This is a genomic window from Rosenbergiella gaditana, from assembly GCF_018494065.1.
Classification (GTDB): domain Bacteria; phylum Pseudomonadota; class Gammaproteobacteria; order Enterobacterales; family Enterobacteriaceae; genus Rosenbergiella; species Rosenbergiella gaditana.
Genome location: NZ_JABBFR010000003.1, coordinates 53,518 through 66,156, shown reverse-complemented (window position 1 = coordinate 66,156; position 12,639 = coordinate 53,518). Strand labels below are relative to the sequence as shown.

The following is a 12,639-nucleotide window of genomic DNA, read 5'->3' as shown; positions in this document are numbered from 1 at the left end:
GTACTCAGGAGTTCTGTGCCGAAACCCGGACCTGGAGTCTACCCGTTAATCAGACTGTACCCCGTGAAATCGAATGTCTCACCATACCTGACGAATATAATGACATCCCCGTTACCGACCGTTGTGGTATCAACATACTCATTGCTGATCAATGCATTCCCTCCGGTAGTGGCATTTCCTTTCGCGTTTTTCACCTTCAGCTTCAGTCCATTACCCTGAGTTCCCACGTCAGTGTGAATGATAAGCTCCCCTCCGACCACATCGCTGGCAACAAGCCGGAGCACATTGCCATCAAAGCCGACTGATTTAAAAGGAAACTCCTTACTTGCCTCAATGCCGTAGTCACTGAGGGTTTTGCTTGACGCAAAATCATAATCAACGGATGTGAAGTTCATACTTACTCCTTTGTTTGTGGAAAATGCCTATCAACTAGGGCATAAAGAACGGCCGCCGTTTCTGCATCAATGACGCCGTCGTAGTTACTTTGTCGTTTAACGCGCTCAGCGTCATTCCGGATAGTGAGTGAAGATGCAGAAGGCCACTCTAGATTAATTACGCTGGATACCTAGCCCGCATTTTTTCTTCAGGTGGAGTCCATCCATTAAATTCCTGCATGAGTAAACAAAAGAGAAACGAAATATCTTTAAGGGATAGTGTTATTGATTTTTGTGAGCGTTCTCTGGTTGTAAGATGCCGCAAAGCGGCAGGAAGGTGCTTGCTGATACTAAATATGGCACTGTAAGTGAGTGGCGGTGTAGTCGGTTGATTGATAGAGGATTGCTATTAACCCTTCACCATGAAGTCATTTCAGAAAAACATTTAATATCAATTTAATACATATTAAAAAACAGGGTGAAAATAGAAAAAAGAATGCCAATTTTGCATAAAGACAGCCTGTGGCGACTCAGATAAAACTGCCTGAATGGCATCGATCACGGCCTTATCTTTTACCCGCCAGTCAGTGCTGCGCCGATACAAAGAGGCTAGGGATAAAAAGTCAGTTTACAAGCCATAATAACCGACAACCCCGACGCTGTTAATAATCCAGCACAGGACTTTTTGTCGGTTATTAGCAACCCTTTTTTGCAAAGAGTTCCTTCATGGCATGACTCTCAAAGCTGACTTCAGCAAACAATTTTTTAAGCCGAGTATTTTCCTCTTCAAGCTCTTTTAATCGTTTAACATTATCGGCTTTCATCCCACTATACTTAGACTTCCAATTATAGTAAGTGGCACGACTAATACCGTTCTGACGGCAAATTTCTTCAACTTTCATACCTTAAAAAACTCTCGTCGCGATGTGTAACCACACTCCCACTGGATAATCTCCAGATTCAGCTTATCTGCGAAGTTGATGAAATGTGGTCACTTGTTGGCAATAAGAAGCAACAACGCTGGCGGTGGTATGCAGGGGAGCCTCGTCTCAAACTCATTATTGCCCATGCTGTTGGGAACCGGAGTAAAAAGACGCTGTGTAAATTAGTGGGGTGACTGTCGGGCTTCAATGTTGCCTTCTGGTGTACAGATAACGTCAGCGCTTATGAACTGTTGCCGGGTAAAAATCACATCACAGGCAAGCTTTACACGCAACGCATTGAGCGAGAAAACCTGAATCTTCGTAACCGGTTAACACGAATCAATCGCAAGAGTCTCGGGTACTCAAAATCAGCAGAAAGGCACGATAAGGTCATCGGTACGTTCGTCGAGCGTGAGCATTACGTACAATAACCGGATCTACATATTGAATACATGACCCTCTTGTCAAACCTTGTATATCGGTCTTTTCGCACTGTGTTAGCGATCGGCTATCGTACTCCCCTTATCAACCGCCCTAGTGGCCGGAGTATACAGAAGAGAGTTAATCTTCTTTTTATAATCGGTTTCTCAAAGAGGGGAGAGGTATTGAGAACAGAGTGCATTATGATTCAAACCACCTCTCAAAATGCTTAGGCTAGGGCTGCTTAATACGGTTGACCAAGCGTAATCTTTGCCAATGCGATCAACTTCTTGTTCTTCACACGCGGGATTTACCCTACTGGAGATGCTTATTGTGCTGGCGATCACCGCGATATTAACGGGGTTGGGCAGCCAGTCTCTCACGCAGTGGCAGCAACGCCAGCAGGTTAAGGCCAGTGCGAGTGATTTAACGCACTTTTTGAATCGCCTGCGTCAGCAGGCCACTGGCTATAACTTAACGATTTCTTTCACGGAACAGTTATCCGCCGGAGAATCGGGGGTGAGGGCAGAAAGCGAGCCACGGGCTGGGTTAGCGCATCAATGGACGTGGACCCCTCTCTCCCCAGAGGTCAAGATTTTGGCGATAGTCGGTGAACCTCGCTTTTTTGGTAAGCATGGTACCGCTTGGCCGGGGAGTTTTGAGGTGGGTAATGGGGTCACGCGGTGGCGAGTCATTATCTCTACTCATGGCCGAGTTCGCTACTGCCAGAGTCATGAAAGGGGGTGTCAATGAGGCATGTAACCAATAGCCAAGCAGGTTTTAGCCTAATTGAATTGCTGATTGCCCTGACACTGGGAGCAATACTTTTACTCAGCGTTGAGCGATTACTGCCGCAGTTATGGCAGCAAGTGAACGCCATTGAACATCGGCAATTGGTGCGTGAAGAGGTGCACCGCTTACTTTTATTATTCGATAAGGCAATTCGCCGAGCAGGCTTTTGTTATGGTGAGAACTGTGTAGGAGTGAGTATGGAGATAAGGGACGGGGGTAAGTGTTTACTTATACGCTGGGACGATAATGCAAATGGTCAGTGGGAGGGACCGACAAGTCAGGATAGCGATTATTTTGGTTATCGACATCGAGGGTTAGCGATGGAAAGCGCTAGGGGGGTAGCTGATTGCACGTCGGGTCAGTGGTCACGATTAAATCAGCCCTTACAGGTACAAATTCTCGATTTTCGCGTTGAGGCTGTTGCCCAGCACGTTAAAATTCAACTGACGGCTAAAGCAGGTAAGTACACACTTAACCGGCAACACAGGGTTAATCGAGAGAACGGCTAGATGAACCGCCTACCTTCACCGTCAACACAGCAAGGTAATGTCACCTTGTTAACCGTTTTATTTATGATGATGCTGGCCAGTGGTATTTTACGTTTAACCAGCGATTCACTTCATCACGGGGCTCAGCAGGTCAATGATGAAAAAAATTATCTTCGCGCATTCTATCAAGCGCAGTCTGCTCTGGCTTGGGGGCGCACTTACTCGTGGTCAAACACTGAAGGCTGGCAATGCCCCTCATCGCCCTCCGTTACCTTCTCTGTCTGTTTATGGCGTGCATCAGAAACGGATGGCTGGTTACGAGGAAGTTCGGAAAAAAGTGAGTGGTTACTATGGCAGAGGGTCATCTTCAGCAATACAACGCCCTTGCGGGCACAACGTCATCCTCGAGGATGGATCGATCACTGCCCGCTATCAGCCGAGCAGTGTCGCGCGCAGTTGTCTAGGAATGAGTCTGGTTGAATTGCTTATTGCCTTAACACTGTTGTCGATCAGTAGTTTGCTGATTTTACATTATATCGGTAGCTTGCAGGTCAGTGAACAGACTCAGTGGCAACGTCGCGAAGTGTGGCGTCAATTGGCGCAAAAGCTAGAGGGCAGTGAGGATCACGCCAATACCCTTAGTGAGCAACAGATTGCTGCCGCGAATGGCTGTTACTGGCAGCGAGTGGAATGGCAATCACCGAATCATTCGCCACGCTATTTGGAGCGTTTACGTTGCCCATAGGAATTGTATCAGTAGGTCGTGATAATGGTCGAGGCAAGGTATACTGCTGGGCTAGGGTGTAGGAAAAGAGGTCCACTATGTTTCGTGTTTGGCATTCAAATCGTCTTGATTTATTGAAAGATCTGGTTACCTCGATAATGGAGAAGGATCCATTGCCTGACCCGCTTGAGCAGGAAGTGGTGTTGGTGCAAAGCCCAGGCATGGCACAGTGGTTACAAATGGAATTAGCCTTAGGCTTTCACTCGCGTATTGCCGCGAATATCCACTTTCCGCTTCCTGCAACCTTTATTTGGCAGATGTTTGTCGCGGTGTTACCTAATATTCCGGCGGAGAGTGCCTTCACCAAAAGTGCGATGAGCTGGAAACTCATGCATCTTTTGCCTTCCTTACGCGACGAGCCAGCGTTTCAGGTACTTAGTGATTATCTTGCACAGGATAGTGACCAACGTAAGTTATATCAACTCTGCGCCCAAGTCGCAGACCTGTTTGATCACTACTTGGTCTATCGGCCCGACTGGTTGGCATTATGGCAACAGGGGGAGCGTGTTCTCGAATTAGGCAGTGCCCAAGAGTGGCAAGCACCGCTTTGGCAAGCGTTGGTCGATTATACGGCGCAAATTGGTCAACCTGAATGGCATCGTGCCAATCTCTATCAACGCTTTATTGAACGTCTGGCCGACGACAGTATTGGCACTTCCCTACCTAAGCGAGTGTTTATCTGTGGGATCTCCTCTTTGCCGCCGATCTATTTACAGGCCCTTGAGGCCCTTGGCCGCCACAGTGATATCCACCTGCTCTTTACCAATCCCTGTCAACATTATTGGGGCGATATCCAAGACCGAGCTTTCCTCGCACGGCTACTGACTCGGCGGCGTAAGGTTTATGCACTTAAGCAGCAACAGTGGCAGGAGACAGGGGAGCAGCGTGGATTATTTAAAGCCCCCGAAATAGCCCCACAGCTGTTTAGTGAAGAGGGTGAACAGTCACTCCCCAATCCTTTGCTCGCCTCTTGGGGACGACAGGGACGCGATAATCTCTATCTGCTTGCACAGATGGAAAGCGTCAATGATGAGATCCATGCATTTGTTGAGAGTGAACCCACCCATCTGCTCTCACAACTGCAACACGATATTTTGATGCTGGAAGATCACTCAGTTGTAGGCCTCAATGAAAAACAGTTTACTACCAGCGCCACTAAGCGGCCATTGGCCCTTGATGATCGCTCGGTAACGGTCAGCAGTTGCCATAATGCGCAACGTGAAGTGGAGGTTCTGCGGGACTATCTGCTCACGCTACTTGATCAAGATGCTGATCTTAGCCCGCGAGATATTATTGTAATGGTGGCCGATATTGATCTCTATACCCCCTCTATTCAAGCGGCTTTCTCTCGGGCTAATAACGAAGCCTATTTACCTTTTTCCATCTCGGATCGCAGTGCCAGTTATGCTCATCCGGTGATTCAGGCTTTTATTCAGCTACTAATGCTACCGGATAGCCGATTCACCTCAGAACAAGTCTTGGCCCTCCTTGACGTTCCGGCTTTGGCGGAGCGCTTTGCTATTAGCGAAGAGCAGCTACAGCGGTTACGCCATTGGGTCGAAGAGTCAGGTATTCGATGGGGATTAGATGATGAAAGCGTCGCTAATCTTGCGCTTCCTGTAACGGGCCAACATACCTGGCAGTTTGGGATCCAACGTATGTTGCTTGGTGTTGCCATGGACAGTTCGCTCGGAGATTGGCAAGGCATATTGCCGTTCGATGAAAGCGCCGGATTAATGGGGGAATTAGCAGGTCAATTAGCCGAATTTCTTGCTGCACTCAGCGAGTGGCGTGAGCGACTCACGCAATCCTACACTCTAGAGGAGTGGTTACCTTACTGTCGCCAATTAACCGAACGCTTTTTTATCGGCGATGCAGAAAGTCAAGCAGCCTTAGAAGTGATCCACGAACAGTGGCGAAAGGTGATACAAGAAGGGATAACGGCGCACTATGCGCAGGAAATACCCATGACTCTTTTACGTGATGAACTTCGTACTCGGCTTGAGCAACAGCGTATTAGCCAACGGTTTTTGGCCGGGCAGGTAAATTTTTGTACCTTGATGCCCATGCGATCGATTCCCTTCAAGGTCGTCTGTCTCCTGGGTATGAATGATGGGGTGTATCCACGAACGTTACTGCCTTCTGGCTTTGATCTGATGCCAAAACAACCGAGGAAAGGGGATAGAAATCGTCGAGATGATGACCGCTACCTGTTCCTAGAAGCCTTGACCTCAGCACAGCACTATTTTTATGTCAGCTATGTCGGGCGGTCTATACAAGATAATCAGCCACGTTTAGCATCGGTACTGGTCACTGAGTTGCTGGAGTATATCGGACAAAGTTTTTATCTTGAAGGAGATGCGCAGTGCAATATTGATGAGAGTGCGCGGCGCGTTCAACAACATCTGGTTTTAGCGCAGGCTCGAACCCCGTTTGCGGCTGAAAACTTTAGTGTGCAGAATCCTTGGCACTCATTTGCTCGACAATGGACGGCAGCTGCGAACCGCGAGGGCGTGGCACAACAGGCATTTACCCAGCCACTCTCGCCCTTTAAGCCTGAAGAGCTTTCCATCAATGCCTTTGCGAGTTTTTGGCGCCATCCAATCCGAGCGTGGTTTACGCGTCGTTTAGGCGTCTATTTCCAACGTGAAGCGGTAGGGCTTCCTGAGAGCGAACCTTTTATTCACGATAATCTGACCCGTTATCAAATTAATCAACGGTTGTTAAATAGCCTGATCGAACAACAGCCTGCGGAAAAGCTTTATCGCCATTATCGTTTATCAGGACAATTACCTTATGGTGCTTATGGGCGGCTACTTTGGCAGCGTCAATGCACGGAGATGGAAAAAATTGCGCAAACGGTAATGACCCAACGTCATGCTACACAAAGTCTGGAAGTTGATCTTATGCTATTGGATACCCGGATCATTGGATGGCTACCGCAGGTACAGGCGGATGGCCTTCTACGTTGGCGGCCCGGCAAGCTCAATCTGACCGACGGTTTATTGTTATGGATTGAACATCTGCTCTATTGTGCGATGGGGGGGCAAGGCATTAGCCGATTATATGGCCGGGAAGAGACCTGTTGGCGTTTTTTACCGCTATCAGCCGGGGAGGCGGTCGCACAACTGGAGAGAATGATGCAGGGTTATTACCAAGGTATGGTCGAGCCGCTTTGGTTATTGAAAGAGAGTGGCGGCAGTTGGTTACAGGCTGCGCTACTCAAAAATAGTCAGCCTCCGGCGATTGATTGGCAAGAGAGCACGCAGAGTAGCGCCTTACAACGACTTCATAACGCATGGCATGAAGGATACTTAATGGATGGCGAAGGGAGCGATCCTTACCTACAACGTTTAGCACCACAATTAACATCGGAACAGGTGACAGCAATTTGCCAGCAAGCAGAATTATGGTATTTACCTGTTTTACAAGCACATAGCCCCGAGACATCGGAGACCCTATCATGAGCCATCAATCGTCTTCGATCACGTTGGATCCCTTTACGCTCCCTCTGCAAGGACAGCGACTGATTGAGGCGTCAGCCGGAACCGGGAAAACCTTTACGCTTGCCATTCTTTATCTACGGTTGCTATTAGGGCTAGGTAAGGAGAATGCCTGGTCACGGTTGTTATCGGTGGAAGAAATTTTAGTCGTAACCTTTACCGAAGCGGCTACTGAAGAACTCCGGGGTCGTATTCGTGACAATATTCATCAACTGCGTATTGCTTGCATTCGTGGTTATTCCGACCATCCGGTGATGAGCCATTTATTGACTGAAATTGACGACAAGGCACAAGCGTCGATAATCCTGCTGCTGGCCGAAAGGCAGATGGATGAATCTGCCATCTACACTATTCATGGTTTTTGTCAGCGAATGCTTAACCTCAATGCCTTTGAATCGGGAATGTTGTTCCAACAACAGTTATTGGAAGATGAACAACAACTGTTACGCCAAGCGGCAGAAGATTTTTGGCGACGCTACTGTTATCCATTGGATGAGGCGATCGCGCGCGAGGTAATGGCACTTTTCAGCGGCCCTGAGCATCTCCTGCACTCAGTTAAGGGGTGGTTACAAGGCGATGTCCCACAGCTTAAACATCCGCTCCCGATTCAGGACTTAAGTGCGTGCCACAATGAAAACTGCCGCCGTATCCTTGAGATGAAACAGCAATGGCGCGACGTCTCTGCCGATGTTTATCAATGGGTCATGAACTCAGATGTCGATAAACGTAGTTATTCTACATTGCATGTTCGCAATTGGATCAATGCGATAACCCTGTGGGCGGAGAGTGAAGAAACCAGTTACCAGCTTCCGCGAAAAGAGCTGGAAAAATTTGGCCAAGCGCAATTAATAGCAAAAACTAAAAAAGGGCAAGCGCCCCACTACGCGATTTTTGAGGCGATAGATCACTTTCTCTCCACGCCAATCTCATTATACGAACCACTAGTGGCCTTAGCGCTACAAGATATTCGTGCGAATCTACGCCAAGAAAAAGAACGCCACGCACTACTCAGTTTTGATGATCTATTAACGACGCTTGATCGTGGATTACAGCCACCGCAAGGTGAGGCGCTGGCTGAAGCGATCCGACAGCGCTATCCGGTTGCCATGGTAGATGAATTCCAAGACACCGACCCGACCCAATACCGTATTTTTAGTCGTATTTACGCGCAACCCTCCGAGACCGCTTTGTTGCTTATTGGCGATCCTAAACAGGCGATCTATGCATTTCGGGGCGCCGATATTTTTACTTATATCAAAGCGCGTGATGAGGTTACGGATCACTATTCACTGCATACAAACTGGCGATCCTCCCCAGGAATGGTGGAAAGTGTTAATCGTCTTTTTCAACAAGTTGAACATCCTTTTCTGTTTGCCGATATCCCCTTCTTACCGGTAGCGTCGGCACCGAGTAACCAGTCACTAAGCTTATGGCGAGAGGGTAAACAACAGCCGGCGATGCGCTGGTGGTTAAAGGAGGGAGAAGGGTGCAATGTTACCGATTATCAACAGACCATGGCGCAATATTGTGCCAATGATATTGCACAATGGCTGACAGCTGGACAGCAGCAGCAGGCATGGTTGGTGAAAGGGGAGACACGCCGCAGCGTCAGTGCCGCGGATATTACCGTATTAGTGCGTAGCCGTCGTGAAGCGAGTTTGATCCGTGATGCGCTGCAACAGCAGGGTATAGCTTCAGTCTATCTATCGAGTCGCGATAGCGTCTATCAGACAGTCGAAGCGCAAGAGTTGCTATGGTTGCTAGACGCAATCTTGCATCCACAACAAGAGTCGTTATTACGTACCGCGCTTGCCACCCAGCTACTCGGCTACTCGGCGACACACATTGAGGCCCTTAACCAAGATAGCGGGCAATGGGATGCGTTGACCGATCAATTCACTGGCTGGCAACAACAGTGGCGGACATTTGGTTTTCTGCCGATGTTTCGTCAGGTGTTGCACGACTATTCGCTAGCGGAAAATTTATTATCGAGCGAACGTGGGGAGCGGCGGCTTACCGATTTAATGCATGTTAGTGAGCTATTACAAGCGGCGTCATCGGAACATGATACGCCCCACGCGTTGTTACGTTTCTTTGCTCAGCAAGTGGATCAACCGGATGACAATGCCCGTCATCAGCAATTGCGTTTAGAGAGCGATCGCGATCTGGTGCAGATCGTCACGATCCATAAATCTAAGGGATTAGAGTATCCATTAGTATGGCTTCCCTTTATTGCAAGCTATCGAGAAACGAAACAACCGCTCTACCACGATCGTCAGCATTTTTCAGCAGTGCTCGATCTGCAAGCCGATGAAGAAAGCCTATCCTTAGCGGAAGAAGAGCGGCTCGCGGAGGATTTACGCTTACTTTACGTTGCCTTAACGCGTGCAATTTGGCACTGCAGTATAGGCATTGCTCCGCTCTTTTATCGTAAACGTAAATATCAAGGTCCTACTGAATTGGAGCACAGCGCAGTAGGGTATTTGGTGCAGCAAGGTGAGACGGCGACTGCCGCACAGCTTGCTGAGGCATTGGCAAAGATGGCCGATACCGAGTGCGAGGTCGTGATCGCTAGTGAGGGGCCGTCAACACACTATCAGACCGAGTTAGCCGAATCGGCAGAGGTTACGGCAAAGGTATTACAGCGGTCGCTACAAGATCATTGGCGTGTCACCAGTTATTCCGCCCTCACTCATCATGCCAGCAGTCGACAACTGTTTGTGCCAGGGTTCGACGCTGAGGTTGTTGTCGAGCGCACCGATGAACAGCCTCAGCTTTCTACCGTGCATCAGTTCCCCAAAGGGGCAGCGCCTGGTACCTTTTTACACCACCTCTTCGAACATCTTGATTTTACCGCTGCACCCGAGGTGCAGTGGGTGACAGAGCAGTTGTTGGCTTGGGGCTACGAAGACGTGTGGACCCCTGTAGTGCATGGCTGGATCCATCGAGTCTTGTTGCAACACTTACCGGGAGCGGAAACGTCGCTCTCTCATATCAGCAATAGCGATCGCTTAATCGAAATGGAGTTTTGGATCCCGATTGAGAAGCCGCTCAATGCCGCTGCACTGGATCACTGCATTAAGCGTTACGATCCCTTGTCCGCGCAAGCTGCAAGCTTAGTATTCTCTCAAGTGCAGGGGATGTTGAAAGGCTTTATCGATCTTGTTTTTCGTTGGCAGGGAAAATATTACATTGCAGATTATAAGTCGAATTGGTTGGGAACTGATAGTCAGGCTTATACGCAGGCGGCAATGGAAGGGGCAATGGTCGAACACCGTTACGATTTTCAGTATCAATTATATACCCTAGCCCTACACCGCTATTTACGTCATCGTCTCCCTGATTACGATTATGAACAGCATGTCGGAGGTGTCTATTACCTCTTTTTGCGGGGAATGGCTGATTTCCTTCCAGGAAATGGAATCTATTACACGCGGCCTCCTGTTGCCTTGATTGAGCAGCTGGATCGTTTATTTAGCCGAGAGGAGGAAACCGATGAACCTCATTGATCAGGTTATTGCTTATGCTCACTCTACACAGCTTTTTCGTTCAGTGGATCTGCAATTTGCTCGGTTATTATGTGAGGACGATCGAGCTGATTATCTCCTTGCTGCAGCCTGTGTCAGTGCCAGCGCAGGAGAGGGGCATGTTTGCCTCGCCTTAGAAACATTGAGCCCGGAAGCCTTGTGGACGGGGCAACAGCGAATCGCTGCTGAGGATCTATGGCAATTGTGTCAAGCTCCTGAGGACGCAGAGGGATGGCAAAGTCGGTTAGCCGGTTGGTCAGCGCTCTCCTCGGCTAACCAGATTGGCCCATTATGCTTAGTCGATCAACAGCTTTATCTACAGCGTGCTTGGTATCAGGAGCAACAGGTTGCTACGTTCTTCAATTCGCTTCCTGAACAGCGGTTGGATGATGAATCACAGGCACGTCACATCCTCGACCAATTATTTGGTGAATCTGTCCATAACGACCAAAAAGTGGCGGCGGCGGTGGCGTTGACCGCTCGTCACGCGATCATCTCGGGGGGACCGGGAACCGGAAAAACGACAACGGTAGCGAAGCTGCTGGCGGCCATGATCCAACTAAGTCAGACAAGGTTGCGGATCCAAATGGCGGCACCGACCGGCAAAGCAGCGGCTCGGTTAACCGAATCACTGGGTAAAGCACTGCTTGCTTTAGACGTTGACGAAACGATCCGCCAACGTTTCCCACGGGAAGCCACGACACTACACCGTTTGCTGGGGGCGCAAGCGACTACGCGTCAACTGCGCTACCATGCGCACAATCCACTGCATCTGGATATTTTGATTGTCGATGAGGCCTCAATGGTTGATTTAACCATGATGGCGAATCTAATCGCCGCGCTACCTGCTCAGGCGCGAGTTATTTTTCTGGGCGACCGCGATCAACTGGCTTCAGTCGAGGCGGGTGCAGTACTGGGCGATATTTGTCGCAGTGCTGAATATGGCTACAGTGCGGCACGGGCAGCGCAATTGTCGCGTCTTACCGGTTGTGATGTTGAGGGCTTCGAACAACCCCAGGCACCGCAACTCCGGGATACTATTTGTCTACTGAAACACAGCTATCGGTTCGATGATAAATCGGGGATTGGCCAGTTGGCAAGGGCGGTAAATCAAGGCCAAACTCAACAGGCGCATGCGTTGTTAACCAGCGAGCTTCCTGATATCCACTGGCGTGGATTAGCCGATGAGGCCGACTGGCGCACTCTACTGCAAGAAGTATGTAAGGGCTACCAGCCGTTTTTAGCCTCGGTTGCGCGGGGTGAATCGCCTCGGCAGATCGTCGCTCAGTTTTCTCACTACCAGCTACTATGCGCGTTACGTGAAGGTGCTTTCGGTGTGAAGGGGCTGAATCAGAGTATTGAAACGGCCTTACGTCAACGTGGTTTACTTTCATCCTCCTCGACCCTGCAGCAAGATTATGTGGGCCGGCCGATTATGATCACGCGTAACGATAGCGGGTTGGGGCTCTTTAATGGTGATGTCGGCATCACATTATTAGACAGCGATCAACAGCTGAAAGTGTACTTTCAGCTACCCGATGGTGAGCTAAGGGCCGTTCAGCCTTCACGATTACCCGAACACGAAACGGCTTGGGTCATGACGGTACACAAGTCACAGGGGTCTGAGTTTACGCATACTGCACTGGTGTTACCGCGCCAGTTTAGTCCTGTGCTTTCTCGTGAGCTTATTTATACCGCTATCACACGAGCGAAATCGCAGTTAACGCTTTATAGCGAAGCGGCTATCCTTAACCGCGCGATCAATAATCAAACCTCGCGCCGTAGTGGATTAACTGCCGCTTTACGCTAAAGCGAGCTTGGGGAAGTC

8 protein-coding genes and 2 pseudogenes are annotated in these 12,639 nt (G+C 49.3%); 8 read left to right on the top strand and 2 right to left on the bottom strand.

The window, feature by feature from the left end:
* Positions 1–38: 38 nt before the first annotated feature.
* The gene (locus HH682_RS03150; protein ID WP_214236165.1) at positions 39–395 is read right to left on the bottom strand and encodes a hypothetical protein; all 357 of its coding nucleotides are present in this window, start codon (positions 393–395) and stop codon (positions 39–41) included.
* Positions 396–870: 475 nt separating this feature from the next.
* Positions 871–1,279: pseudogene (locus HH682_RS03145) on the bottom strand (transposase); the annotation flags it as partial.
* On the opposite strand from HH682_RS03145, the pseudogene HH682_RS03140 reads away from it, so the two are divergent.
* The 8 genes and pseudogenes from HH682_RS03140 to recD all read left to right on the top strand — a co-directional run.
* Positions 1,279–1,728, top strand: a pseudogene (locus tag HH682_RS03140) (IS1 family transposase); the annotation flags it as partial. The pseudogenes HH682_RS03145 and HH682_RS03140 sit on opposite strands and share 1 nt — an antisense overlap.
* A 265-nt stretch (positions 1,729–1,993) precedes the next feature.
* Complete coding sequence (locus HH682_RS03135; protein WP_214236163.1) at positions 1,994–2,470, top strand: prepilin-type N-terminal cleavage/methylation domain-containing protein; 477 nt, start codon at positions 1,994–1,996, stop codon at positions 2,468–2,470.
* Complete coding sequence (locus HH682_RS03130; protein WP_214236161.1) at positions 2,467–3,018, top strand: prepilin peptidase-dependent protein; 552 nt, start codon at positions 2,467–2,469, stop codon at positions 3,016–3,018. The genes HH682_RS03135 and HH682_RS03130 overlap by 4 nt, the downstream gene beginning before the upstream one ends.
* The gene (locus HH682_RS03125) at positions 3,019–3,477 is read left to right on the top strand and encodes a DUF2509 family protein (protein ID WP_214236160.1); all 459 of its coding nucleotides are present in this window, start codon (positions 3,019–3,021) and stop codon (positions 3,475–3,477) included. It abuts the gene before it with no gap.
* The gene (locus HH682_RS03120; RefSeq protein ID WP_214236158.1) at positions 3,464–3,742 is read left to right on the top strand and encodes a hypothetical protein; all 279 of its coding nucleotides are present in this window, start codon (positions 3,464–3,466) and stop codon (positions 3,740–3,742) included. Before HH682_RS03125 ends, HH682_RS03120 begins: the two co-directional genes overlap by 14 nt.
* 77 nt (positions 3,743–3,819) lie before the next feature.
* Positions 3,820–7,248: an exodeoxyribonuclease V subunit gamma gene (gene recC, locus HH682_RS03115; protein WP_214236156.1), complete on the top strand. Its 3,429-nt coding sequence runs from the start codon at positions 3,820–3,822 to the stop codon at positions 7,246–7,248.
* Positions 7,245–10,793 (top strand): exodeoxyribonuclease V subunit beta, encoded by a 3,549-nt coding sequence (gene recB / locus HH682_RS03110; protein WP_214236154.1) that lies wholly within the window; start codon positions 7,245–7,247, stop codon positions 10,791–10,793. The genes recC and recB overlap by 4 nt, the downstream gene beginning before the upstream one ends.
* Positions 10,780–12,621, top strand: a complete 1,842-nt coding sequence (recD, locus tag HH682_RS03105; protein WP_214236152.1) for an exodeoxyribonuclease V subunit alpha — start codon at positions 10,780–10,782, stop codon at positions 12,619–12,621. Before recB ends, recD begins: the two co-directional genes overlap by 14 nt.
* The last annotated feature ends 18 nt before the right edge of the window (positions 12,622–12,639 follow it).

Coding starts and splice junctions, on each gene's coding strand:
- HH682_RS03125 (WP_214236160.1), top strand. CDS start 3,019: ATGAACCGCCTACCTTCACCGTCAACACAGCAAGGTAATGTCACCTTG.
- HH682_RS03120 (WP_214236158.1), top strand. CDS start 3,464: ATGAGTCTGGTTGAATTGCTTATTGCCTTAACACTGTTGTCGATCAGT.
- HH682_RS03135 (WP_214236163.1), top strand. CDS start 1,994: ATGCGATCAACTTCTTGTTCTTCACACGCGGGATTTACCCTACTGGAG.
- HH682_RS03150 (WP_214236165.1), bottom strand. CDS start 395: ATGAACTTCACATCCGTTGATTATGATTTTGCGTCAAGCAAAACCCTC.
- recB (WP_214236154.1), top strand. CDS start 7,245: ATGAGCCATCAATCGTCTTCGATCACGTTGGATCCCTTTACGCTCCCT.
- HH682_RS03130 (WP_214236161.1), top strand. CDS start 2,467: ATGAGGCATGTAACCAATAGCCAAGCAGGTTTTAGCCTAATTGAATTG.
- recD (WP_214236152.1), top strand. CDS start 10,780: ATGAACCTCATTGATCAGGTTATTGCTTATGCTCACTCTACACAGCTT.
- recC (WP_214236156.1), top strand. CDS start 3,820: ATGTTTCGTGTTTGGCATTCAAATCGTCTTGATTTATTGAAAGATCTG.